Here is a 23,905-nt window from a genome sequence, read left to right as displayed (position 1 = left end):
CTATAGTTCCTCACCGTAAATCACAGCAGATAAGTGAGACAATACAAGGACGTACCGTCGCCGGCCAAAACCAGGGCGAGTACGTGGAAAACAAGTATTTTTAAAAGCCTGTAACAACATTTTGTTATCAGATTATGACTTTTCTACAGGTCTTTGAGACTGAGGACAACTTCCTAGCGCGTCAGAAAAATAGGTCTCTCCAGCTGCCGAGGAGACACTGTGCACCCTAAAATAAAACCCGAAAATCTGCTCTCTATTTCTCCTCTATAAATCGCCATAGAGCTATAAAATCACTTTATTTTTTAGGCCCTTATCCCATTATCAAGCCATAGATTATAGTAAAAATAATCTGGGTAGACCTCTGCGCATATATAAAAACACAGATTTCAAGAGTAACTTATTTAGGTAAGAAGAAAATATCCGGTAAAGGCCCCTAAGAAAGAAACACCTTGTTGAATTGATTGACCTTAACAATTGTTTACTCTGCTTAACCGACGTTAGTACAGGGCAAAGGTCATACTGGAAACGAATGACTCACAGGATAACAACAGTGAAGGCTAACCTCTTCTCTACTATGGGAGCTTCCCTGCTCATCTTCGGCTGTAGCTCCACGCCTAAGGTTCCCACTAACGAATCTTTTGTTGCTAACATCACTGAACTAGGACACAAACGCTTTGTATATAAGGCAAGCCTGGGGGCAGCGCCCCATGACGATGGAAGCCACAGCAGTAAACATAACGGTGGCCCCGGAATGGGCGGTAAGGGTAAACCAGCAAGGGGCAAGCCCAGCTCTGGTAAACCTGGCCACAGTCAATCAAACTCAGGCGATATTAAGAAAGTGGCAATGGCGAGGGTGGAACTCCTCATAAATGAAAATGGATTCTGTTCTAACGGCTGGTTCCTGATTGAACAGACTTTCGAGAAAGGCCGGGCAGAGATTCACGGTGAATGTCGTGCAGTTGCCACTCAATCAGATAGGTGAAAGACACCCAGGTAAGCTCGATAAAAAGCTCATGTATTACAACCGGGCAATTATAAAGTGCCCGGTTGCAGCGCAGCTCTAAACGATATGACAGCAGCTTTAGGCAGGAATTTTATCGTTACTCAAGAGGTAATCCGCATGGAAACGCAGGTGTTCCTCAATAAATGAGGCGATAAAGAAGTAGCTATGATCATATCCAGCATGGTGCTCCAGTCGCAGAGGATAGCTACAAGCTTCGGCGGCCATTTGCAGGGCCTCGGGTCGTAACTGCTGCTCAAGGAATTGATCTTCATCGCCCTGGGAGACCAGTATCGGGAGGTGCGTTGTCGCTCGCCCTACTAAAACACTAGCATCGTAACCTTCCCAGCAGGTTGTATCCGCGCCCAGATATGCACCAAACGCTTTCTCTCCCCAGGGGCAAGCGATCGGATTACAGATCGGACTAAATGCTGAAACTGAGGTATATCGCTCAGGGTTACGCAAGCCAATAACCAGGGCGCCATGACCTCCCATGGAATGACCACTGATGGCGCGCTTCTTACTTACCGGAAAATGCCCTTCAATTAGCGCCGGTAATTCAGCCGCTATGTAGTCATACATACGGTAGTGCTGCTTCCAGGGTTCTTGAGTGGCATTCACATAGAACCCTGCTCCCTGGCCAAGGTCGTAGGAGGGGTCATCGGCAACATCCTCTCCACGAGGGCTGGTATCTGGTATGACCAGCACAATACCCAGCTCTGCAGCCATACGCTGGGCGCCCGCTTTCTGGCTAAAATTAGCATCGGTGCAAGTCAGGCCCGATAACCAATAAAGCACCGGGTAGCGATGCCCTTCTTCGCTGTCTGTACCCTGAGGCAAAAAAATAGAAAACTGCATAGTGCAATTCAACACAGCGGAGCGGTGCCGGTATTCTTGTTGTAACCCATCAAACGATCTGGTGCTACTGACAAGCTCAATTGACATAGGTTATCCCACTCAAACGTTTTCGTAATGAATGACGCTGCGAATACTCTTGCCTTTGTGCATCAAATCAAAGGCCTCATTAATATTATCCAAGGGCATCGTGTGGGTAATAAAGTCATCCAACTTAAATTCCCCGGCCAGATAGCGCTCGACATAATCCGGAAGTTCAGAGCGACCTTTCACTCCTCCAAATGCAGTGCCGCGCCACACCCTACCAGTAACCAACTGGAAGGGGCGCGTGCTGATTTCCTGACCCGCACCGGCAACGCCAATAATTACAGACTCGCCCCAACCTTTGTGGCAGCACTCCAGCGCAGACCGCATAGTATTTACATTACCAATACATTCGAAGGAGTAATCCACTCCACCATCGGTAAGGTCGACAATGACCTCTTGGATGGGTTGTTCATAATTTTTGGGGTTAATACACTCTGTCGCACCAAGTTTTTTTGCCAGGGCAAATTTATCTTCATTGATATCAATGCCAATAATACGCTCAGCACCCGCCATCTTGGCCCCGATAATTGCCGATAGGCCAATTCCACCCAAGCCAAAGATTGCCACGGTTGAACCCGCTTCTACCTTAGCGGTATTCATCACCGCTCCCATCCCCGTAGTGACACCACAACCAAGAAGACAAACTTCCTCAAGCGGCGCCTCGGGATTAATCTTCGCCAGGGAGATTTCCGGTAATACCGTATACTCAGAAAAAGTGGAGGTGCCCATATAGTGATAGATGGGCTTTCCATTGATCGAAAAACGCGTAGTGCCATCCGGCATCAACCCCTTACCTTGGGTTGCTCGAATTTTTTGGCAGAGGTTCGTTTTGCCAGACAAACAAAACTTACATTCGCCACACTCGGGGGTATAGAGCGGGATAACATGATCCCCAACCGTTAAGCCGGTAACTCCTTCACCCACCGACTCCACAACACCCGCTCCCTCATGGCCAAGGATCGCAGGGAAGACACCCTCAGGATCCTCCCCCGAAAGTGTAAAAGCATCGGTATGGCAGACCCCGGTAGCCGTCACCTTGATACGTACCTCGCCTTTTTGCGGCGGCATCACCTCAACTTCCTCGATAGAAAGCGGCTCGCCCGCTTTCCAGGCCACAGCAGCTTTACAGCGAATCGTCTCTGCACCCATGGTGTTATTCCTTACTAGTCGTTGTTTCAATCAACAGGTGCCCAGCATAGCCTGCCAGTATTTATGAGGCAAAAAAGGGAAGGACAAAATAGGATACTGAAATGAGGCGGGACACTGCCGGGTAAATACCCTTTGAAAAACCTAGAAGTAAAAATCAATGTTGTAGCTTGCGCCACTGTAAGGGGGAATTCCCATGCACAATGCGAAAAGCTTTGGAGAAGGCACTGGTATCGGTATAACCAAGGCTCGCCGACAGTAGAGCAATATCAATATTTGAGGACCGTAAATGCCATCGCGCCGTTTCCATGCGCGCTTCTTGTAAAAGCTGCTTGAAAGAGGTGCCGGCAGCACGTAAATGGCGCTGCAAAGTGCGAACAGGAGTATTCACCAGCTGGGCAACCTGTGCCAGATTATGCTGTTGGGCCCCCAGTGTCTGCAAGATCAGCGTCCGCACTTGACTCGCTATATCCCCCCTTTGCCCCTGAATGAGCAACTGGGTAAATTCTTCAAAATATTGCACCAATCCCTCACTAGCCGCATTCAAAGGCCTTTCTAACACTTCAGCATCAAACACGAGACAATCATATTCCTGGGCAAAAAATATTTCAGCTTCAAAGTACTCACGGTAACGCTGGTGTGGAGAAACCGGTATATGGCAAAAATGCACTTGGCGCGGGCGAATATCCGCCCCAGCCAACTCCCTAAATAGCCTGCAGGCGGCGCCCAAGGCCAGCTCGCTGTACTGCTCAGCAACTCCAAGCCCTTCATAATGGCTAATACGATAAGCGTAGAGTCTGCTATCGCGCTCAATTATTCGCCAGTGATCAGCCTGGTTGTGTAATACCATGTAGCGGTGGCTGGCACTCAACGCGGCATCCAGGTCTTTCTCTTTGAGCACCAACTTACCCAACACTCCAAGCATACGCAGGCCCTGCTGCTCCGCCAGCCGCAAGCCAAAGTCATTGCATTGCAGCTCACGCACACACAGGTTTAACAAGTCGATCAGAGTAGAGATTGGAATCAAGATATCCGGGCGACGCATACAATCCGCGGGTAGGCCAACCTCAGCGAGCAAATCCGAAGGTATTCCGCCCAACTGGGGAACCAGAGTGTTGAAACCCGCGAGGGTGCCGCTGCGAATTTCATAGGTGGGGCTCATCAATCCATCTCCACTGCCTGTCATAGCTACAACCACAGTCATAGCCAGGCGCACCAGCTAGCATTGGGATCTACGGCCAATGCCAGGCGGTTAAAGTCCTAGGGAAGTATCCCAGGGATGATAACAGGGCAAATTTATTCCAGTAATCTTCACAAGACTGAAATGTGATAGGAAACCACCCTTCCCTTCGCAAACTAGTCCTGTATCTAAAGCTGGCAATCAATAGAGTTTCAACCAATTTTCTTGACGAACTTAGTCAGGATAACGATACGCTGCCCCTCGACACGCCCTTCAATGTGTTCTGGGTTATCCGTTAAACTGATACCACGAACTGCAGTACCGCGCTTGGCCACCAAACTGGCCCCTTTTACATCCAAGTCCTTGATAATGGTCACACTATCACCTGCCTGTAGCTGCACGCCGTTGCTGTCGCGGTGAACAAGAATGTCGCCCGCTTGAGGTAGTGCACCGGCTTGAGCCCAGTTAAGAAGATCGTCATCCAGGTAAAGCATGTCTAGTAAATCCTGCGCCCAGGTTTCCGTAGACAGGCGCTTGAGAAGCCGCCAGGCCAAAACTTGCACCGCCGGCTCTTGGCTCCACATGCTGTCAGATAAACACTGCCAATGAGCGCTGTCGAGTTCGGCTGGATTGTTCAGCTGATCGCGGCAGGTCTGGCACAGGAGTAAATGGCCCTCCGTCCCGACAGGGGACTCCGGCAGTTCATAAGCTTCCAAATTATCCTGAGCTTTGCAGAGTTCGCACTGACCACCACTGCGCTGAAGCAGCTGTTCCTGACTGACCGCCATGGATTACCTCAAAAAGTGCGGAGTATACGCCCTCACTCGCTAATTCGTGCAACCCTACCAGAACCTATGAATCAATAAGAAAGTAAAATAAGACTGGGCCCCATCGGAGAATTCTCCTCACAGGGCCCAGAAAAATAAGTTAAGCCCCATAATGGGGCTACGGAAACTAGTGGTGAGCCGAAACCGCAGAGGCGAAGTGACCACCCTGCTTACTGGCAATGGCTGAAGTGATATCGCCGAGACTGAGAATGCCGACCATGCGCTTCTCACTATTTAGAACTGGCATTCGCCGTAGCAGCTGCTGTTCCATTTTGTGTACCGCGGAGAGAAGGTCATCCTCTTCCCAGCACCATTCAATGCCCTCAGTCATTACATCACGGGCAGTTAGGGAAGAAAGATTGCCTCCCTGCACAACACCGCGACATACGATATCTCGGTCGGTTACCATACCCACTAATCGATCGTTTTCACCGATGGGAACCGCTCCGATATCCTCGTCCCGCAGGATTTTTGCCAATTCCTGTAGAGAGGTATCTGGTGTACACCAGGTCACACCCTGGTGCATTGCCTGTTTCACTTTCATTTCTTTACCTCAACTAATACTGAAAACATACTTTTAAAGCGACGGAAGCCCGTCGCATGAAAAAATCAGTGCACTTCGATACGCTTTCTCTGTGGCGGATGTCCCTCGTGTTTGGGGACAGTCAGAGTCAGAATGCCATCTTTGAAATTCGCATCAATTTCATCTTCTCGAACATCCTCCCCCAGATTAAAACTACGCAGGAATTTGCCATAACGGCGCTCTTGTCGCAGAATCCGGCCATCTTTTTCTTCCTTGATCTCGCGATGTACTTCCGCCTCTAGGGTTAAAACTCCATTCTCCAAAGTGATATTGATATCATTCTTACCAACACCTGGCAGTTCGGCACTGATTTCATATTTGTTTTTCCGTTCACTCACGTCGATACGTGGCGAGAAAAATCCCTCCCTTTCACTGCCGATAGCGCGGCCAGGTGACAACATCTGCTCAAACATATTATCCAGATCCAGCAGAGAACCTCTGGGTATCAGACTCATACTTACAACCTCCATCTACCGCTATGTCGCAAGAGGCGCAAGCTAGACCCATGGATCCGGCTTGCGCCTCTCACATCTTGGTTTCATTCTAGGTAATCTCACGCCATTCGGTAGGAATATGTGCCTGCAATAACCATCACAAAAGGCATAAAGACAACTGTGAATATTTAGATTTCATCTATTTAGAAAAACTATAAAGCGCTAAGAAATGAACCGAAAAGCATCGCAGGCAAATCCCACTCCTCTATCTACAATTAACTCTCCAATATTCTGGAAAGTGAAAAAAATCAGATAGTTACCCAATTAAATCCAGACAGATAGTGGATGGCGCTGAAATTAACTAGGATAAGAGAGAGTAAAAGAATGAGGATACGCTCATGGCTTTAGCATGGGTTCTTGTGGCCAACCAATCGCAAGCCAGAATATTTGAAGCACAAAAACGCGCCGGCAACCTCCATGAAATTCAAGCCCTACTCCATCCAGAATCCCGACTATCAGGACGCGAAATAGATAGCGATGCACCTGGACGCAGCTTCGACAGCTACGGCCAGGGCCGCCATGCGATGGGAAATTTTGCAAATCTACACCGCCGCAGTGGTGAAGATTTTGCCAGAAAAATTGCCCATACACTGGAGCGTGGGCGCCAAGAAGGCCGCTTTGAAAAGTTATATATTGTGGCTGAACCCTATATGGTGGGGAGCTTGCGCGATGCATTGAAAACGCCTACTCGTGCCACCGTTGCCGGAGAGACCGGTAAAAATCTGGTCGACAGCCAGCCAGATGAAATTCGTGCTCAGCTACCCATCTGGCTTTGATTGATTCCTCATTGAGGAAATCTGTTGGGAAGGCGGGGCTGAAAAAACAGCCCCTCAAGCCTTCTTAAGCAGCATTCGCCATAAAAATAGCCTGCGCCCGTTAAGTCCCTTTAGTATCTCTCAATAAATTTCCAATCAACTGATCCTTATCCTGCCAAAGTTTATACACCCAATGATTAAATTCAGCACGAAATACCTGGTCATTCATATAATCAGCCGTGAAAAATTTATCTGGTATACGAATCTGCTCCACCCGAACGACTACGCGCTTCACTTTTCCCCCAAGGAAATCCGCAAATGATGGGATACCATCTGGGTAGACAATGGTTACATTTAACAGGCGGTTAAGTTGCTCCCCCATACTTTGCATGGCAAAAGCAATACCACCAGACTTGGGCTTGAGCAAATAGTTAAAAGGGGAACCCTGCCTATCATGCTTTTCCTGAGTAAAACGCGTACCTTCAAGGAAATTCATAATACTGGTGGGAATTAATTTAAAGCGCTCACAAGCCTTTTTGGTTGATTCCAGATCTTTGCCGCGCATTTCCGGATGCTTCTCCAAATATGCCTTGCTATAACGCTTCATAAATGGAAAATCCAGAGCCCACCAACAGATCCCCATTACAGGAACCTTGATAAGCTCCTGCTTGATAAAAAATTTCAGGAAAGGGATTTTTCGGTTAAAAATTGACTGTAGTACAAAGATGTCCACCCAACTCTGGTGATTGGAGGTTACCAGATACCAGCCATCTTTTTTCAGCTCTCCTCCAATTTTCACATCCCACTCTGTCTTTTGCGTAAGTTTCATCCAGCCTTTATTCATGGTAATCCAGGCTTCAGCAATCGACATAAAAATGGATGTGTAGATTTTGCGCAGCGCTGAAAATGGAAAAATCAATCGCACTACTACAAAAAACAAAATGGGAATAAAGCAAAGGATTGTGCTGATGACCAGCAATACCGAAGCCAATATCAACAACACTGCCGAGGGAAGAAAATTTAACATCTTATGCTTCTAAAATAGTGGTAAAAGAGATTCCTAACGGACGCCAGAGAAAACCGTTTTTACATAGTAAACTCTGGCGCCCACATTCTTATTCTTATTCAACAACTCGCAGATTCACCAGTCTAGAGGTTAGCCACCTCAATCATCATCGCCGTATACATTTTTAGGTTCAGCCGAAACTGTTCAACGGTAATAAATTCATGTTCCGAATGCCCGGAATAAGCAACTCCAGGCATAGAGGGCCCAAAGCTCACAGCATTAGGTAATAGCTTGGCATTGGTGGAACCACCAATCGCGACCGGCTCAGCCTTTTCCATACCGGTGAAATGACGAAAAACTTCTAGCAAAGGTTTCACATGAGGAGCATCGTCGACTCGGTAGGGATTCCCCAAAATCACTTTTGTATCTGCCAATGTGATACCCGAAAGTTCCTGCCACTCGGCCAAGGTAGAGTCAATCTCCTTTTCTAGCTGCGGGGCTGTTTTACCTGTGGGGCGACGCAGGTTGAGGTGGCTGATCAGTCCAGATTCAGTCTCTTTCACCATTGTGACTGCCGCCGTCATTGGACCCATAAATGCATCGCGATAAGCGATACTGCCAAACTTCTCAGCCAGGACCCCTGTGCCCACCAAGTCATTCAGATAGCGCACCGTCGCACCAGCGTCATTGGCGGGCCAATCGTACACACTGAGCGCATCCGCAAGATAGGCGATCGCGTTTACCCCATGTTCAGGCTCTGAGCTGTGGGTAGCCACACCGCGGGCCACTACCTCTAAACTGCCATTACCGCTTTTAAACTCATATGAGACATGCTTATTCTGAACGGCGCGAGCGCGGATAGCCGAAACTAACTCAGCATTAACATTTCCCAGCAAAGCACGCGCCTCATCCGGCACCTGGCTACGAAAATAACCACCTGAGAAACTTTTTATATAAGGCTTATCGAAGTTCGCTGCCAGTACACCAGCAGTGGTGACTTGCACCTCACTCCAGCCCTTCTCGGCAGTCACTACCGGATAATTAGCGTCGATGGTGATGTTGTAGGCAGGGATTGGATAAGTTTTCAGGAATTCCTTGAGGGGCTCCCAGTCAGACTCTTCCGCCAAATAGATCAGAAGTTCAACCCTGCGCTTCATGGGCACCGCCTGATCCTTAATCGCTTTCATAGCATAAAGGGCCGTAGCGATCGGACCTTTATCATCCTCACTGCCACGGGCAATCAGCTTGCCTGGCTCACTTTCCGCATCCAACATAAACGGGCTTTTCTGCCACTTGGCCGGGTTGGCTGGCTGGACATCCCCATGGGTAACAATACCCACTTTCTCTGCCCCCTCACCCAGGGCAATTACCACAACATGGCCGAAATCCTGATACTCCAGCCCCAGCTCCCGAGCCTTATCCTGTAGAGTGTCCTTGAAGCCTTTAAACTCAGGGTTGCGCTCCAAAGGCAGGTCTTCGCGAGCTACCGTTTCAAAGCGTACCAAGCTCGCTAAGGTCTCAGTCATGGCTTCTTCATATTTTTCAACTGCATAGTCAGAAGTCTCCTGTGCCTGAGAAGACACACCAGCGACAACAGGTGCTGACAGGGTTGCAGAGAGAAACAGCGGTAAAAGAGCATTTCGTAACTTCATAAGCACCCCAGGTAAATAAAAGTGCCATTGTACATCTCCAGCCAATGGCATGACCCACCAATTCATCCCAGTCTCTGTGTTAATAATCTCCAGTCACAGTTTCCTGAGCCGAACTTATACCAGTGCTCCACTGCTAAACTAATACCCTGGCAATGTAATAGGTGTTCCAGACCTCCTCAATCGGCACTACTTTAATATTCCTACAATTGAATAAATCTGGCGATAATTCACGGCTCGATTGGATCATAGCCAGCAAATGTGACTTCACTTATCACTTGCCAAGCCTATAAGCCACTTATAGTGGTTAGTGGTTTTTCAGGGTTGCTAAAATTTTGGGGAGCTTAACGCGAGGCTGGAGCAGCGCATGACCACGTCCAATGGCAAACATTTCCATCGCAAGCAATGGCTGAGTGTCCAGCAGGCCGTCAGCCACTTGAGCGCCCTAGCGGAGGAACCCCTAACCAGCATCCATCTTGCAGATTTAGCCGAGGAAAAGCTCCTCGATCTCTACTGGTATCGTCCGGGGCAGAAACTGACCTTTCTCAATCGCGAGGGGCAGAGGGAATTGATTGAGCCACTGCGCCTGTGCTCAGAGAACCGCAGTGACTGGCGGGCCCTTGTCGGTATCTTGCGACACAGCCCCGCCCTACCCGCTTATGAGCAAGACACCCCTCTACTCGAGGACGCCGAGGGCAATCGCCTGCGAATCACGTTTGACTATCATCAACGCCCTGAGCCCTTCAGTGGCCGCTGGTACCCTAGCCTGGCAGAGCTGGTATTGAAGCGCAGCGACTTGGAGAGGCTAGAGCCACGGTTGTTCTCCAGCCAGGAAACTGAAGACAAGCTGGAGCGGCAGTTAATGCTCGACGTGATCTGGCAACTCGAACAATTAGCCCTGGACCGCGAACATCACTCCACCAGCTGGCTGGCTGAGCAGCTGGCACAGCGATCTACAGCGCTGGACAGAGGGGCCTGCGAGCGGATTCTTCTTGCCGCAGAACGTGAGGGTAACCGGAGCCGCCACCACTAACAGCACAAATTTTGCGCTTTCTGTCTCTTTTATTCGTCACCTGAGCCTAATTGATCTCTCTCGCAAAGATTCCCTTCAGCCATTGGTCATAGACAACAAAAACGATACCCTAGCGCCAAGTTATAATCCGCTAACGGGGTGAGTGCGAATGTAGCCTCTCCAGACTTTCTTCAAGCAGAAAGAAAAACCCTGGCGGGATTCGAGGCTAATCAAATCAGCATACTAAAGCCTCATCAATTTACCCGATCAATAAACACACTTGGAGAAAGAGCTTGCAAGCTCGTAACAACCAAAATAACTACGGCTGGGTCGCGATTATGCTGCATTGGCTAATGGCCCCAGCGATCATAGGCCTCTTTGTCCTCGGCTGGTGGATGCGCCAGCTGTCCTATTATGACCCCTGGTATCAGCAGGCCCCCAGCATCCATAAAGGCATAGGAATTTTGCTCTTGATTGCTCTGGTGCTTCGTTTACTGTGGCGTTCAGTGAATATCACCCCCAGGGCTGCCCCAGGAACGCCTCGATGGCAAGCACTCACTGCCAGTGGCATACACAACCTCATCTACCTGCTTCTATTGGCCATTATGCTATCGGGTTACCTGATATCGACCGCCGATGGACGCCCCATTGATGTATTCGGTTGGTTTAGCGTAGCGGCTACTATCCAGGGCATTCCCAATCAGGAAGACATTGCCGGGAGCCTTCACGAAATTCTGGCTTGGACCTTGATCATCTTGGTCAGCCTTCACGCCCTGGCGGCATTGAAGCATCATTTTTTCGACAGGGACGTAACACTTCGCAGGATGCTTGGGCTATCAGGCATACCCACCCGTTTGAATAAGCAAAACACAGTTACAACCACAAAAAAGGAAATCTCCCTATGAAGAAGCTCACGGCCCTTCTTTTCGCTGCCCTGCTCGGCACCACAGCCCAAGCGGCGGAATATAAAATCGATACCAAAGGCGCTCATGCCTTCGTCCAGTTTCGCATTAAACACCTGGGATATAGCTGGCTCTATGGACGCTTTGACGATTTCAACGGTTCATTCTTTTATGATGACAAGGCACCGGAAAAATCTACTGTAAACGTCAATATCGACGTAACCAGCCTTAACAGTAATCACGCCGAGCGCGACAAGCACCTGCGCGGTTCCGACTTCCTCCACACGGAAAAATTCCCCACAGCAACCTTCAAAAGCACCAGCTTTGAACCAACAGAAGACGGAAAGGCACTGCTGAAAGGTGAGTTAACCCTACGTGGGGTAACCAAGCCGCTAACTATCGACGTTACCAATATTGGGGGCGGTAAGGACCCCTGGGGTGGATACCGTCAGGGCTTCAGTGGCACTGCAGAGTTTGATCTGAAGGATTTCGGTATCGACTACAATCTGGGCCCAGCCTCCCAGAAGGTTGAAATGATTCTGGATATTGAAGGCATCCGTATCTAAACCTATTTAGAAACCCTTATTCCTTTGACAGCCCGATTTACAACAAATCGGGCTCCTATCCCTCAAGTACCCATTTAACACCACTTGGCAGAAACTGCCGCAAAAATGGCATTTTTAAGCGCTAGCAGATCCATTAGATTAGTGCCAAATGACCTACAGCTCGCTAAAAATAATACTTAAAGAATCTCTCAGCTCTAGCTAAATACTGGAGAAAAGACATCTGACAGCTAGCCCAGATGGCAGTAAAGAAACTGCGAGCACTTAAAATTTTAACCAGTTCACAATTAGTAAGCACAAACTATTACGCTACTTTTGACGACAGCAAAGTTTTTCAGTGAAAATAGCAACCATTAGTAGTAGCAGTGATTACAATCATTCCACAGTAGGTATAAAGAACCTCAAACTTATTTACAGCCAGACCCCTAGTGAGCGCCCACTTCTCCCTTAGAGGGGGAAATAGCCAAACTCTCTTGGCCTTGTAGAGCGAATCTCAAAGAATCTGGACAATAGCACTTGTAGGTTACTTTTTATTGCTGCCGAGTGAGCAATCCCATCTGCAGCATTGAACTGCCAACAATTCTGGCAAGCAGCTCTAGCTCAGCGCCCGACGCAACCCGGAGAAAAAGGACAAGATAATGGCTTGCTTACAACATCCAGATAGGGACCAACCCGTATACCTGATGGCACACCACACCATCGGCCGCCGTCAAGGAGCCGTGGATACCCGTATCACCAGTGCCGAAATCTCTGGTATTCACGCGGCCATTCAGTGGACCGGCACGCATTGGAATATTCGAGATCTTAGCCGCAATGGAACCTGGCTAAATGGCCAGCAATTGGTTCCGGCCAAGAGCTACCCACTGCAAACCGGCGACAAGATATATTTCGGACAAGTCAACAACCCCGCTTGGATTGTCGAGAATCTCGATGCCCCAGAAAACTTGTTGATTGACTTGAAGACTGGTGAAGCCCAGTTACTGGAGCAATACCACTTGCTACCGGACGAAAGCGAGCCCCTCGCCAGCTTGCATTTCAGCCCCGTTACCGCCCAATGGCAATACGAGTTTACCGGTAGTACCGGTGAAGGGGGCAGTAGGAGCATGGTCAATCACGGGGACCGTATTGATTGCGGCCTACAGAGCTGGCAACTGTTTCTCGCCGACAACCAAGGCGCAACCAAAGAACTCTCTTTACAGCAGTTATCCATTACAGATTTCGGCCTGCGCTTCTCTGTCAGCTCCCACGAGGAGCATGTACAGCTGCAGCTGCAGCGAGAGGGTATGAAGCAGTCCCTGCCCGCACGAATTCACAACTACCTGCTGCTGTACCTGGCTCGAGCACGCTTCCGTGATATGCAAAATGACATGGATACAGACTCCCAAGGCTGGGTTTCCATCCAGGTAGCCACTCACGAACTGGGCATAACCGTCAACCACCTGAACACCCAGATTTTCCGCGCACGCAAGCAGATCTCTGAATCCTTGCCAGATGCCGTAGACACCTCAAACTTAGTAGAGCGGCGTTCCTGGGAGATCCGCCTGGGCTGCAACCAGTTTGAAATCTATAAGGGCACTCAACTTGAAGCGAAGACTGAACTGCAGGAAGCATAATTTGGGGCTCAGCTCTTACCGCTATTTGTAGTTCAAAAGAATCGATCCGTGCCTATAACAATCACTTTATAGGTACGGAGCCTATGCCCCCCTTTGTTTGCTATTATAAACAGTAAAGCCTTTTCTGCCAGATATGACTTTCCATTAGAGCGAGCCCACCTTAGAGATTCGCGTGCTGAAACTCCCGCGCTTTTCCTCTTAAAATAAAGACTTTGTAAACCTTAGGCAGTTTCTTTTTGCAACCGATAGCAATCCAAAAGAAATGGAATAACGTGAACCATTTCCTCTGAAATGGAGACAGATAGCTTCACGAAAATGTACTATCGGGTAGAATCCCCTATCCATCCGAAAAGAACTAAATACAATGGACGTAGTTGCGCTGGAGAAAACTGAGGTATATCAAGGTCGCTATAGGGTAGAGCGCACCCTTGGCGCCGGCGGTATGGGTGTTGTCTATCTGGCTGAAGATGTAAAGCTGGGGCGCAAGGTTGCCATCAAACAACTGCGCTCTGATATGACCGGCAACTCCGCCGAGGCACGATTCCGTAGCGAAGCACAATTATTAGCCAGGCTAAACCACCCCAACATTGTACGTCTGTACGATGTTCTGGAGGAAGACCACAATATCGCTCTGGTTATGGAGCTGGTTGAAGGAGTTACTCTCAAAGAGTGGATACGCGAACGTACCGCCACGCTAGCTGAGAAACTCGATTTGCTGATGCAGATCTGCCAAGGGCTGGGTAAAGCCCACTGCCTGGGAATTATCCACCGGGATTTAAAACCCGAGAATATCCTGGTCACCAATGATGGTGTAGCCAAAATCACCGACTTTGGCATCGCCAAGGCCCTAGATTGCGACCAGCAGCTCACCAGAGAAGACCATATCGCCGGCAGTGTACAGGCCATGTCTCCCGAGCAGTTACAGGGTACAACTCTGGATGCCCGCAGTGATTTATTCAGCCTGGGCAGTATCGCCTATGAATTACTTTGCGGAAGCAAACCCTTTGAGCGCGGTGATAAGAGCGCACTTGCTTTTGCTCAGCAAATTACCAGTAAGCCCCATATTCCACCGCAACAGGCCTGGCCAGAGATACCCAAACCACTTGCTGCATTATTAGACCGACTTTTGGGCAAGCGCCCAGAACAGAGACCTGAGTCCGCGGAAAGGGTTTTTGAGGCCCTGGAGCTGGTGCGAAAGCATGGAATTGATGCAAATACTCAACAGTATTCGGAAACTGTCACCCAGCTATTAATTAAGCCACGTAGAAGGCGGGGGCGTATTACCGCCGCATTAACCGGCATAGCCCTGCTCGGGGTGAGCATATTTTGGGGTTGGCGCACTTTTATGCAGCTACCGCCACAGTATATCGCAATCCTTCCAGTAGAGTTTAATGGCGAAGTGCGTGGTGGTGAAGACCAGGAAACCCTGCTCAAGGCAATGGTTCGTCAAGCATTAATGAACACCCCCGCCCAACTTAAATCCAGCGCACTGTTCAGTTTTAACCCTTCCCAAAGCTCAAGCCTTGAACAGCAGTTACAAAAACTGAAGGACAGAGGGGTTACTGATGCTCTTCGCGCCCGCCTGGATTGTATGCAATCTCGCTGCAATATCGAGCTGCAGCGAATCAACCCCATAGACTCACAAGTCAAGCAACAAACCGGCTTTGTATTCCTCAGCTCCAAGCAGCAGGAAGCTCAATATACGATTGGCAATAGCCTGCAGGAGCTTTTCCCTAATGCTTATCATGAGGGAGCGATAACTGACAGCAAGATGGAGCCGGCAGATTACAACCTCTACCTGACTACACTTGCCATGTATGGCATTAGTGCTTCTGCTAAAGGTCTTGATTTGACGGGTGTAGAAGATTTAATTATTAAATACCCCAAAAATATAAACCTCTATTCCTTATACGCGCGAATGGCGCTTACAAACTATAACGATACTAACAATAGAGAGTTTCTTACCAGAGCCCTCAGAATTCTTGCAAATGCAGAGGTGTCAAAGCCCTATGAAGCTACCATTCTTGAGGCGAAGCTGGCCCTGATGTCTGTTACAGCAGATAAAGAGGGGTTTGAATCCATCCTGAAAAAATTGCAGAACAAAGGACACCCTTCCGCACATCTACTCGCGCAGTTTTCCCGCTTCCAGTATATGCAAGGTGATTATGTAAAAGGATTAGAGTACGCTCAACAATCCGCGGGGCTAAACCCCTCTCCACATAATCTACATTTAGTTGCTATCAACCAAATGGCGACCGGCAATTATAAGGCAGCTGAAGAGGTTCTAGCTGGATCGACCCGAGGCTCTTCAAAATCAAGATACTGGCCCGCCTACGCGCTATTAGGGGTTATCGAGCTTGAAAAAGGAAACTTCAATCTCGCCGAAAAGGCCATACTAACCATTCCCCAGGAGAAGCGAAGCTGGAGAACAAAAGGCAACTTAGGCACTATTGCTTTTTTCCAATCAAGGTATCAACGGGCATTAGAGGTTTATCTAGAGATTCTGGAAGACTCCCCCAAAAACGTACAAATGCATTTGCAAATTGCAGAAACCCACCTGATGCTCTCAAACGAAGAAAGTGCTAGAGAGCACTTCTTAAAAGTACTGGAACTCACTTCAGAGGCTACAGACCTCGGAACAAAAAAGTTCCGCTCTCTGGCACTTGGCTATTTAGGCGAAACTGCCAGCTCTATTGGGTTAATCAAAGAACTCCTCAGAGAGTCGCCTGATAGCACTTATATAAAGTACTACGCGGCCCAGGTGTATGCCCTCGCCGGAGAGTGGCAATCCGCAAATTATCATATTGAGCAACTGCTCACCCAGGGAATGGATGCGAAGTGGTTTAACCTTCCATCACTTAAGCAACTTTGCACCCAATCCAATGGACCAGAGAAAACACTAATGGCTATCTGCCTCTAGTTTTCCTCATCTCCACCAGTTCCAGGAACGGGGTCAACACCAGCTTCGGGGTCACCGGAAACAAAGTGCATCCCCGTTTCTGGATCAACACACATCCACAGGAAGTTAAAGCGATCCGGAATCTGCTCTTTATCCTTAATTCTAATAATTAATTTGGTGTAATCCCCATCCACCTGCTTGGCACGAGCGCGGAACTGATGCCGGAAATCCGGGCTCAGCGCAATAATACCATCCAGCTTTTGGTTCTGCTGGTAACGCACAAATTCTAACTCGCGCCCAGCCACCTCTGATAAATCCAGAGTAATTTTCAGGACAACCACGCCACCCTTATGAATCTTAAAGCGCATGTTGCCAAAATGCTCTTCTGGGTTATCGGCATTAAACAGAGGCCAGTACTGCGGCTCACCACCTTTTTGCTCTCTAGGCCGTAAAACTAAATCCAGCTTCAAGCCTTCTTTAGGTACCTCACACTCCAGCACGGGTAAATCGGCACAAGTGCTCATCGTTCATCCCCTTGTAAGTATTTGTTATTTGGTGTCATCCTAAGACGTTTTTATTCGTGTAAAATACGTCCGTGACTGCGTCATGATAACCAGTTCCGCTCTGAAAAAAAGCCGGCAGTATAGCCACTGCCGGCCCGGAATGATGGTCCCAACCATCGACGGTTACAACAACACTATCAAGAGCAAAATTTGGCATCCGTGCCTCGGGCAAGCTCATCCACAAGGTCCGACTAAGACTCTGCACCCGTCGGTTCCAGCTTGTCCGCTCAGCTTGCGCTGATTCTTCCCACTTCTCGCACCTCCGACAGTGCGAGAATACTAAATCCATCCGAAATGTTGTGGGGGCTGCCCATCCGTGGCAGGGAACCGCTTTCACAATCTCCCGTACCCCCTCAACTGGTAGCTACTTTACGAACTCGGGAATTACAGGTCTATCACGGCCAATTACAAGGAATTACACGCCAAGTATTTTATCCTTTCTCTTAGGCTGTTAGAGTCATCTAATAACAAAAAGCATCACCTGATGAGGATACGATGGAAGCGAATCTCGAAGATGTAAAAATTCTCTCTCCCCGACGCAACAGCACTGAGGCCACTAATATTGCGGAGCTTGCTCGGGAGCAACTCCAGCATTTTTGTATTGATCGGGAGTCGGAGCACGGGCGTTTACTGGAGCAAACTGCGGCGCTGTTATATCAGGCACAGGGCAACTTAAATCAGCTGTGGGGCCAGATAAGCGAAACCCTGAACCGATTGGATCGGTCCGACAAAATTGCCTACTTCAATGCCAAACGCTTTATGAGTTTCCAGCTGGCAAAATTATTGGACACCCTTCAAAATCCGTTGCGCGCCAGCTTCCAGAGCCTGCAGGGGGATGACTTCAATATCACCACCCGCGGCGGCTACCCACTGTTCGACAATATCCCGGCAATTTTTTCCGCTACCCCGGTGATTGCACGCACCGCCACTTATATCTATGCCTGTACCGAGTGGGTAGATGACGCCTTCCGCGGCCGTGAACCCAGCCACGATATCTATTCGCGCCTACTCAACCCCACTTCTATCTCCCTGGCCAACGCCATTGTGGATTTGGAGTGCGGACCGGCAGCCAATGAGTATATGGCCTGGAACTTCAATTCCGGTATGGCCGCCATTGACGCACTACTCTCCAATCAACTGCGTCGCGACGATATTTTGATCGTCTCGCGCAATATCTATGGCGGCGTGCACCAACTCTTACAGGATTTTTACGCTCGCCCAGACAAACTGGCGATCCAGCTGGTCTGGTTTGACGGCACTAGCGGTAAAGACTTCGAAAAACTACTGGCCGACACACAGCGCGATTACGCCGATGCCCTTCAGCAAGGCTCCAAGCTACACGTCTATATCGAATCACCCTGCAACCCCCACGGTATCATGTTGGACGTACCCGCTATCTGTAAGGCTGCGCACCGGGAAAATATTCTGATCAGCCTGGATGCCACCCTGGCCACCCCCTTCCTCTACCAACCACTGCGACGCAAAGATCGCGAGGAGCGTCCGGACTTTGTTGTACATTCCTACACCAAAGACATTGGCGGCACCGGTGCCGCAACCGCTGGCGTGGTGATTGGGGAAAACCACCGTATGTTTATCCCCAAGGGCGACAGTGCCAAGGGGCTGAACTGGGATCAGTGCATGTTCTGGGATGTGTATTACATCAAAGGCGCTTTCCTAGATGCAGATAAAGCTTGGGAGGTGCACTGTGGTATGCGCACTCTGGAAATGCGTATGTTGACCAAGTGTATCAATACCCAGTGCCTCAGCCATTTCTTCGCCAGTCACAGCAAAATTCGTGTGAACAGCCATGCGGTGGAAAGCCATCCGAACGCGAAGCTACGCAAAGCCTTGATGCGCTATAAGCTGCCAACCCCATTATTTAGTATTGATATGGAAGCGGCACAGATTCCCACTGAGGCTTTCAAGAGTTTCTTCGATGCGCTGGAGCCCGCATTTGGACAGATGGTAAGCCTGGGGCAGACCAATACCATGGTACTTTGCCCCGCGCTCACTTCTCACTCCGAACTTTCTCCTCAGGCCATGGAGGCGGCGGGTATATTCGCAACCACAATCCGAATATCGGTGGGAGATGAAAATATGGCCCAGCTAGCGGCTCATGTGATCAGCTGTGCGCGCTTACATCTTGACCCGGTCAGCCCTGGGTTTAGTGAAGGCTTTATCTCAGCGCAGGAAGCGGATGCTACCTTCACCCGCTTCTATCTGGAATCACATAAAAAAGTTGTAGAAGCACAACCGAAAATCACCGACTACCTGTAAAAACCTGAAAAGCGGGCGCGTAGCAATTATCCCCTGCCGTGGCCCGCTTGTTGCACTACCCTATATCCCGTAGTATCACCGCTTCTGTCCATAATTTAATCAAACAAAATGCCGAATTTTTCTGCCCACTTTCTGGCCTGGGTGCTCTTCTGTCTCTCAACTCTGGCGCTGGCACAGGGATATGAGCAGCTTTACAGCGACTATCGCGGTAGCCTCTATCAAATACGCTTAATTGAAAAATCTTCTAATTCGAAAGCCGGGCTCGGTTCAGGATTCCAGATTTCCGCCGATGGTCTACTCGCCACCAATTACCACGTTGTCGCGCAAGCAGTTAGCGATCCAGATAAATATATACTGGAATATCTTTCAACCGATGGCACCAAGGGCACCCTGGAGCTCTTGGATATCGATGTCGTCAACGACTTGGCGCTACTGCGCCAAGACAAGCCAGGCAAAGAATACTTGCAACTCGCCACCGAAACCCCAAAGCAAGGCGAAACCATAGTCTCCCTCGGTAATCCTCTGGATCTAGGGATGACCCTGATCCCTGGCACTTACAACGGTATCGCCGGAGGCAGTTTTTACGATCGTATTCATTTTGCCGGTTCTATTAATCCCGGCATGAGTGGTGGCCCGGCTATTAATACTCGCGGCCAAGTAGTGGGGATCAATGTGGCAACTGCCGGTAACCAGGTGAGCTTCCTGGTTCCGGTGGATAAACTGATCAACTTGTTAAAGCACTTCCATCAACGCAATGTGGCACTGGACCTACAAAAGGTCACCTACCAGCAGCTGCTCGACAATCAACAGCGTATTATCGACTCCATACTGGAGGCGGACTGGCAGCGCCGCTCCCTCGGCGAGGCCAAGGTTGTTGGGGAAATAGTGCCCGCCATCAAGTGCTGGGGCAATAGTGAGGAAGATAGCGACAATCCTATTAAACGCATCGATAAAGGTTGTACTGGGCAGGATGTGATTTTTCTCTCCGACGACTTTAACACCGGTCGAGTGGAGTACGAGTTTTTCTGGCTCGAATCTGAAGGTCTTCTACCGGCACGCTTTTATGCGGAATACGAGCATCAGATGAGCACTTTTTATCCTGGCAACAGTGCCAGTGAAGAGGATGTTACCAACTTCCGCTGCCGCCAGAACTTTACCTCCCAGCCGCGCAATGGCAATGGCCCCGTATCCAAACCAGAGCGCAGTAAAAAACCGCTAATTAGCCGCACCAGTTACTGTGTAAGACGCTATAAAAACTTCCCCGATCTGTACGATATCTTTTTCTTGAGCCTCAGCGTGGACCAAAAGAATCGCGCGCTGGTCAGCCACTTTACTCTATCCGGCTTTACCCGGGAGTCTGCCGACGCCTTTGCCGAGAAGTTCACGAGCGAAATCCAATGGCACTGATAATTGAAGAACTCAACCGCGCTCACCGGGTGCAGGTGCGTTACCGAATGGAAGGTGAAAAGTTCACCCTGGGCCGCGCCTATAGCAACGATGCAATCTTGGAAGACATCCACACAGATGGGCGCCATGCAGAAATTCGCCGGGAAGAAGATGGCAGTTATATTCTGCACGATTTGAATACGGTGAATGGTAGCCAGCTACTGGGAAATCTGAAAGACCGATCGGTTAAGCCGGGGGAGATCTCCTCCCATCAGATTACCTCTGGGGATCTAATACAATGTGGTAAGTCACGCTTACGAATATTTAATTGCGATGACGATGTTGCCGAGGCTACCCCTCTGCATTCGCTGGAAAACCTATTTGCCAGCCTATCCAACCCTCTGTACGCTACCCTCCTGGTACTCGCCGTAGCTCTGTCCACGGTACTACTTAGCTACCTAGGCTACGCGCGCACTTATCAGTGGACCATCGCCGTCAACATCTTAGTGAGTGCGGTGATCGGCTTGGTGATTTATGCGGGTGCCTGGGCTTTTGTAGGCAGGGTGGTCCGCCACGAAACACACTTTTTTGCCCACCTTTCCATCGCCGCTATGGGCGTACTCACTTACGCCGTCTGGGAGTGGTTCGGCAGTATACTGAATTACAACTTCGCCATAGGGGATACCATGGAGGTTCTGGACTTCCTGGTACTCGCTGTCATTTTGCCCACTATGCTCTGGTGCGCTTGTTATCTGGCCACCAACCTAGGGCGCGCCTGGCGCTGGGCTGTAGCACTAGTATTGCCGCTCGGCTTTTTAGGTCTCAGTCTGGTAGAAACGATCAGCTCGATCGATGACTTCCGAGAAACACCGGCGCTCTCCACTGAGCTCAAATACGATAATATGCTGTTCCGTAAACCGGTGCCCATGCAGGAATTTATCACCGGTTCGGCCGCACTATTTGATATTCCTATCAAAAAAGAAGAGCCGGAAAATGAGAGCAAGGAGAACTCTCCCGCAGAAAACGAGAACGTAGAGGTAGAGCAGTGAATACAGCGTTTTGGAGCCCCGGCCTGGAACAGTTGGAACCTTACACTCCCGGTGAGCAGCCCAGCGGTACAACTCTGATTAAACTGAACACCAACGAGAACCCCTACCCCGCTTCGCCCCGAGCACTGGCACTATTGGCACAGAAAGATTTTGCCGACGCCCTGCGTCGCTATCCCGACCCAGAGTCCTGTGAGTTGCGCGCAGCCATTGCCACGCGATATGGACTGAATGACAGGCAGGTTTTCGTCGGTAATGGTTCTGATGAGGTCCTGGCGCTGAGTTTTTATAGCTTTTTCCGCCGCAACGAACCCTTACTGTTTCCCGATATCACCTACAGCTTCTACCCGGTGTACTGCCAGCTTTTCGACATAGAGTCCCGCAGTATTCTCCTCTCAGAAGACTTTAGTCTCAATGTGGAGGATTTCTCGGGTACTGCCGCTGGAATTATTATCCCCAATCCCAACGCCCCGACAGGACGCTACTTATCACTCGATAGAATTGAAGCACTACTGCAGCTACAACCAGAGCGAGTGGTGATCATTGATGAAGCCTACATCGATTTTGGGGGGGAAAGCGCCACCCAATTGATCGAGCAATACCCCAATCTGCTGGTCATTCACACCCTCTCTAAGTCTTATGCTCTGGCAGGTCTGCGCCTCGGCTTTGCTATGGGGCAGGAACACCTGATTGAGGGGCTGCTGCGCGCCAAGAACTCTTTCAATTCTTATCCTATCGATGCCATCGCACAGGAAGTGGCTACTGCAGCCATCCGCGATAGGGCCTGGCATGAAAACAACTGCAGCAAGGTTGTCGCCACACGCTCTCGCACAGAAGAGGCACTGCTTGAACTGGGGTTTGAAGTTATACCTTCCAAAGCGAATTTCATCCTGGCGAAGCCCCCTGCCCCTGGTGCCGAGGCCCTCTACCTGGCACTGCGCGAACTGGGGATTCTGGTGAGATACTTCAATAAGCCCCGCATCAGTGAATACCTGCGTATCTCTATTGGCACAGATCAGGAAATGGACCAACTGATAGGGAACTGTAAAGAGATACTTGCGTCACAGAGCTAGTAAACTGTCAGTCTATACTCGTCGGGTCCGCGCCCAGCGCAACCCGACCACCAGACTTATCGGTAACTAGGGATTTATGTCTCTCTTATTTAATCGCCCCAAACTGTTCGCCAATACCAAGCTCTTCACCTGCTCTCTGGCTCTAGCCGCTGCCACCCTGAGCTATCATCAGGCCCAGGCCAACCCCTGGGAGGAGAGTGAGAGCCCCAGCGCACAGAACCCAGCCAGCATAGGCACCTATACCAATGGCTGTCTCGCGGGAGGAGAAACCCTGCCTCTACGTGGCGAGGGCTATCAACTGGTGCGCACCGGCCGCGATCGCCACTTCGCCCATCCGGACACCATCGCCTTCCTCAAGGACTTTTCCCGGAGTGTTGCACGGAATAATCTCGGCAGAATTCAGATCGGCGATATGTCCATGGCGCGAGGTGGTCCCTTTGGCAGTGGAGGGCACAGTAGCCATCAGACCGGCCTTGATGTCGATATTTGGTTTTCACAAGACAAGCGCGCCGTAGAGCGGGCACTGACAGAGTGGGAGCGCGATAATATCTCCGCTATCCCTCTGGCGGATACCCGCGAACATCGCTTGGTCAAAGAAAATTGGGACGAACGAGTCCCCAAGATCCTGCGTATGGCCGCAGAGGATCAGCGGGTAGAGCGGGTTTTTGTCCATCCCACCATCAAGCGTCACTTATGTGAAATTTCGGGCACCGACAATGAATGGCTGCGCAAAGTACGCCCCTGGTGGGGACACAATTACCACTTTCATGTGCGGCTTGCCTGCCCGGCCGGCAGCAGTGACTGCAAGCCTCAGGCTCCAGTGCGCACCACACCCTGCGGGAATGACCTGGACTGGTGGTTCAGCGAAGAATTCTACGCAATACTGAACGGCACTAAGGCCCAGCCGACAAAACCCAAACCCAAGACGATGCCGCAGCAGTGCCAGCAGGTTTTACTGGCACCTCCAGCTGGCACCACGATGGAATAAC

At 49.9% G+C, this 23,905-nt stretch carries 21 protein-coding genes; 12 read left to right on the top strand and 9 right to left on the bottom strand.

Features of this window, described 5'->3' with window-relative positions:
- Positions 1–550 precede the first annotated feature (550 nt).
- Complete coding sequence (locus ACJJH9_RS02365; RefSeq protein WP_444924167.1) at positions 551–982, top strand: hypothetical protein; 432 nt, start codon at positions 551–553, stop codon at positions 980–982.
- A gap of 99 nt (positions 983–1,081) precedes the next feature.
- Here ACJJH9_RS02365 and fghA read toward each other — a convergent pair whose 3' ends face one another.
- The 6 genes from fghA to ACJJH9_RS02335 form a co-directional block, all read right to left on the bottom strand.
- Complete coding sequence (gene fghA, locus ACJJH9_RS02360) at positions 1,082–1,945, bottom strand: S-formylglutathione hydrolase (protein ID WP_444887199.1); 864 nt, start codon at positions 1,943–1,945, stop codon at positions 1,082–1,084.
- Between the two features lie 12 nt (positions 1,946–1,957).
- Positions 1,958–3,091, bottom strand: coding sequence for an S-(hydroxymethyl)glutathione dehydrogenase/class III alcohol dehydrogenase (locus ACJJH9_RS02355; protein ID WP_444924166.1), 1,134 nt, complete (start codon positions 3,089–3,091; stop codon positions 1,958–1,960).
- Positions 3,092–3,245: 154 nt separating this feature from the next.
- Complete coding sequence (locus tag ACJJH9_RS02350) at positions 3,246–4,292, bottom strand: AraC family transcriptional regulator (protein WP_444924165.1); 1,047 nt, start codon at positions 4,290–4,292, stop codon at positions 3,246–3,248.
- A gap of 188 nt (positions 4,293–4,480) precedes the next feature.
- Complete coding sequence (locus tag ACJJH9_RS02345; protein WP_444882765.1) at positions 4,481–5,056, bottom strand: PhnA domain-containing protein; 576 nt, start codon at positions 5,054–5,056, stop codon at positions 4,481–4,483.
- Positions 5,057–5,222: 166 nt separating this feature from the next.
- Positions 5,223–5,639 (bottom strand): CBS domain-containing protein, encoded by a 417-nt coding sequence (locus tag ACJJH9_RS02340; protein WP_252083319.1) that lies wholly within the window; start codon positions 5,637–5,639, stop codon positions 5,223–5,225.
- A gap of 65 nt (positions 5,640–5,704) precedes the next feature.
- The gene (locus tag ACJJH9_RS02335) at positions 5,705–6,133 is read right to left on the bottom strand and encodes an Hsp20/alpha crystallin family protein (protein ID WP_444924164.1); all 429 of its coding nucleotides are present in this window, start codon (positions 6,131–6,133) and stop codon (positions 5,705–5,707) included.
- A 377-nt stretch (positions 6,134–6,510) separates the two neighbouring features.
- Between ACJJH9_RS02335 and ACJJH9_RS02330 the strand changes: the two genes are divergently transcribed.
- The gene (locus tag ACJJH9_RS02330) at positions 6,511–6,948 is read left to right on the top strand and encodes a host attachment protein (protein WP_252083321.1); all 438 of its coding nucleotides are present in this window, start codon (positions 6,511–6,513) and stop codon (positions 6,946–6,948) included.
- A 100-nt stretch (positions 6,949–7,048) separates the two neighbouring features.
- On the opposite strand, the gene yihG is transcribed toward ACJJH9_RS02330, so the two are convergent.
- Together yihG and ACJJH9_RS02320 are read right to left on the bottom strand one after the other, a co-directional pair.
- Complete coding sequence (yihG, locus tag ACJJH9_RS02325) at positions 7,049–7,954, bottom strand: 1-acylglycerol-3-phosphate O-acyltransferase, YihG family (RefSeq protein ID WP_444924163.1); 906 nt, start codon at positions 7,952–7,954, stop codon at positions 7,049–7,051.
- A gap of 122 nt (positions 7,955–8,076) precedes the next feature.
- Positions 8,077–9,585 (bottom strand): dipeptidase, encoded by a 1,509-nt coding sequence (locus ACJJH9_RS02320; protein ID WP_444924162.1) that lies wholly within the window; start codon positions 9,583–9,585, stop codon positions 8,077–8,079.
- A 364-nt stretch (positions 9,586–9,949) separates the two neighbouring features.
- Between ACJJH9_RS02320 and ACJJH9_RS02315 the strand changes: the two genes are divergently transcribed.
- From ACJJH9_RS02315 to ACJJH9_RS02295, 5 genes are all read left to right on the top strand, one after another.
- The gene (locus tag ACJJH9_RS02315; protein WP_252083324.1) at positions 9,950–10,615 is read left to right on the top strand and encodes a hypothetical protein; all 666 of its coding nucleotides are present in this window, start codon (positions 9,950–9,952) and stop codon (positions 10,613–10,615) included.
- Between the two features lie 272 nt (positions 10,616–10,887).
- A complete protein-coding gene (locus ACJJH9_RS02310) occupies positions 10,888–11,499 on the top strand; it encodes a cytochrome b (protein WP_444882769.1) in 612 nt (203 codons plus the stop codon).
- Positions 11,496–12,062, top strand: coding sequence for a YceI family protein (locus tag ACJJH9_RS02305; protein WP_252083326.1), 567 nt, complete (start codon positions 11,496–11,498; stop codon positions 12,060–12,062). Before ACJJH9_RS02310 ends, ACJJH9_RS02305 begins: the two co-directional genes overlap by 4 nt.
- A 635-nt stretch (positions 12,063–12,697) precedes the next feature.
- A complete protein-coding gene (locus tag ACJJH9_RS02300; RefSeq protein ID WP_444924161.1) occupies positions 12,698–13,672 on the top strand; it encodes an FHA domain-containing protein in 975 nt (324 codons plus the stop codon).
- A gap of 364 nt (positions 13,673–14,036) precedes the next feature.
- The gene (locus ACJJH9_RS02295; RefSeq protein WP_444924160.1) at positions 14,037–16,592 is read left to right on the top strand and encodes a protein kinase domain-containing protein; all 2,556 of its coding nucleotides are present in this window, start codon (positions 14,037–14,039) and stop codon (positions 16,590–16,592) included.
- Here ACJJH9_RS02295 and ACJJH9_RS02290 read toward each other — a convergent pair.
- Positions 16,589–17,095, bottom strand: a complete 507-nt coding sequence (locus ACJJH9_RS02290; RefSeq protein WP_444924159.1) for a hypothetical protein — start codon at positions 17,093–17,095, stop codon at positions 16,589–16,591. The two genes, ACJJH9_RS02295 and ACJJH9_RS02290, sit on opposite strands and share 4 nt — an antisense overlap.
- 534 nt (positions 17,096–17,629) lie before the next feature.
- Here ACJJH9_RS02290 and ACJJH9_RS02285 point away from each other — a divergent pair.
- The 5 genes from ACJJH9_RS02285 to mepA all read left to right on the top strand — a co-directional run bounded on the left by ACJJH9_RS02285 (position 17,630) and on the right by mepA (position 23,904).
- Positions 17,630–19,411 carry a trans-sulfuration enzyme family protein gene (locus ACJJH9_RS02285; protein ID WP_444924158.1) on the top strand — a complete coding sequence of 594 codons (1,782 nt, stop codon included), beginning with the start codon at positions 17,630–17,632 and terminating at the stop codon, positions 19,409–19,411.
- 108 nt (positions 19,412–19,519) lie between these two features.
- Positions 19,520–20,818 carry a S1C family serine protease gene (locus tag ACJJH9_RS02280; protein WP_444924157.1) on the top strand — a complete coding sequence of 433 codons (1,299 nt, stop codon included), beginning with the start codon at positions 19,520–19,522 and terminating at the stop codon, positions 20,816–20,818.
- A complete protein-coding gene (locus tag ACJJH9_RS02275; RefSeq protein ID WP_444924156.1) occupies positions 20,809–21,846 on the top strand; it encodes an FHA domain-containing protein in 1,038 nt (345 codons plus the stop codon). The genes ACJJH9_RS02280 and ACJJH9_RS02275 overlap by 10 nt, the downstream gene beginning before the upstream one ends.
- The gene (hisC, locus tag ACJJH9_RS02270; protein WP_444924155.1) at positions 21,843–22,916 is read left to right on the top strand and encodes a histidinol-phosphate transaminase; all 1,074 of its coding nucleotides are present in this window, start codon (positions 21,843–21,845) and stop codon (positions 22,914–22,916) included. The genes ACJJH9_RS02275 and hisC overlap by 4 nt, the downstream gene beginning before the upstream one ends.
- A 76-nt stretch (positions 22,917–22,992) precedes the next feature.
- Positions 22,993–23,904 (top strand): penicillin-insensitive murein endopeptidase, encoded by a 912-nt coding sequence (gene mepA, locus ACJJH9_RS02265; RefSeq protein WP_444924154.1) that lies wholly within the window; start codon positions 22,993–22,995, stop codon positions 23,902–23,904.
- Position 23,905: the final 1 nt, after the last annotated feature.

The organism is Microbulbifer mixtoriginis (SeqCode), from assembly GCF_052466715.1.
This window is presented reverse-complemented; position numbering and strand designations above follow the sequence as displayed.

What these genes read in the sequence shown, in the direction of transcription:
- fghA (WP_444887199.1), bottom strand. Translation starts at nt 1,945, where the DNA reads ATGTCAATTGAGCTTGTCAGTAGCACCAGATCGTTTGATGGGTTACAA.
- ACJJH9_RS02355 (WP_444924166.1), bottom strand. Translation starts at nt 3,091, where the DNA reads ATGGGTGCAGAGACGATTCGCTGTAAAGCTGCTGTGGCCTGGAAAGCG.
- ACJJH9_RS02350 (WP_444924165.1), bottom strand. Translation starts at nt 4,292, where the DNA reads ATGACTGTGGTTGTAGCTATGACAGGCAGTGGAGATGGATTGATGAGC.
- ACJJH9_RS02345 (WP_444882765.1), bottom strand. Translation starts at nt 5,056, where the DNA reads ATGGCGGTCAGTCAGGAACAGCTGCTTCAGCGCAGTGGTGGTCAGTGC.
- ACJJH9_RS02340 (WP_252083319.1), bottom strand. Translation starts at nt 5,639, where the DNA reads ATGAAAGTGAAACAGGCAATGCACCAGGGTGTGACCTGGTGTACACCA.
- ACJJH9_RS02335 (WP_444924164.1), bottom strand. Translation starts at nt 6,133, where the DNA reads ATGAGTCTGATACCCAGAGGTTCTCTGCTGGATCTGGATAATATGTTT.
- ACJJH9_RS02330 (WP_252083321.1), top strand. Translation starts at nt 6,511, where the DNA reads ATGGCTTTAGCATGGGTTCTTGTGGCCAACCAATCGCAAGCCAGAATA.
- yihG (WP_444924163.1), bottom strand. Translation starts at nt 7,954, where the DNA reads ATGTTAAATTTTCTTCCCTCGGCAGTGTTGTTGATATTGGCTTCGGTA.
- ACJJH9_RS02320 (WP_444924162.1), bottom strand. Translation starts at nt 9,585, where the DNA reads ATGAAGTTACGAAATGCTCTTTTACCGCTGTTTCTCTCTGCAACCCTG.
- ACJJH9_RS02315 (WP_252083324.1), top strand. Translation starts at nt 9,950, where the DNA reads ATGACCACGTCCAATGGCAAACATTTCCATCGCAAGCAATGGCTGAGT.
- ACJJH9_RS02305 (WP_252083326.1), top strand. Translation starts at nt 11,496, where the DNA reads ATGAAGAAGCTCACGGCCCTTCTTTTCGCTGCCCTGCTCGGCACCACA.
- ACJJH9_RS02300 (WP_444924161.1), top strand. Translation starts at nt 12,698, where the DNA reads ATGGCTTGCTTACAACATCCAGATAGGGACCAACCCGTATACCTGATG.
- ACJJH9_RS02295 (WP_444924160.1), top strand. Translation starts at nt 14,037, where the DNA reads ATGGACGTAGTTGCGCTGGAGAAAACTGAGGTATATCAAGGTCGCTAT.
- ACJJH9_RS02290 (WP_444924159.1), bottom strand. Translation starts at nt 17,095, where the DNA reads ATGAGCACTTGTGCCGATTTACCCGTGCTGGAGTGTGAGGTACCTAAA.
- ACJJH9_RS02285 (WP_444924158.1), top strand. Translation starts at nt 17,630, where the DNA reads ATGGAAGCGAATCTCGAAGATGTAAAAATTCTCTCTCCCCGACGCAAC.
- ACJJH9_RS02280 (WP_444924157.1), top strand. Translation starts at nt 19,520, where the DNA reads ATGCCGAATTTTTCTGCCCACTTTCTGGCCTGGGTGCTCTTCTGTCTC.
- ACJJH9_RS02275 (WP_444924156.1), top strand. Translation starts at nt 20,809, where the DNA reads ATGGCACTGATAATTGAAGAACTCAACCGCGCTCACCGGGTGCAGGTG.
- mepA (WP_444924154.1), top strand. Translation starts at nt 22,993, where the DNA reads ATGTCTCTCTTATTTAATCGCCCCAAACTGTTCGCCAATACCAAGCTC.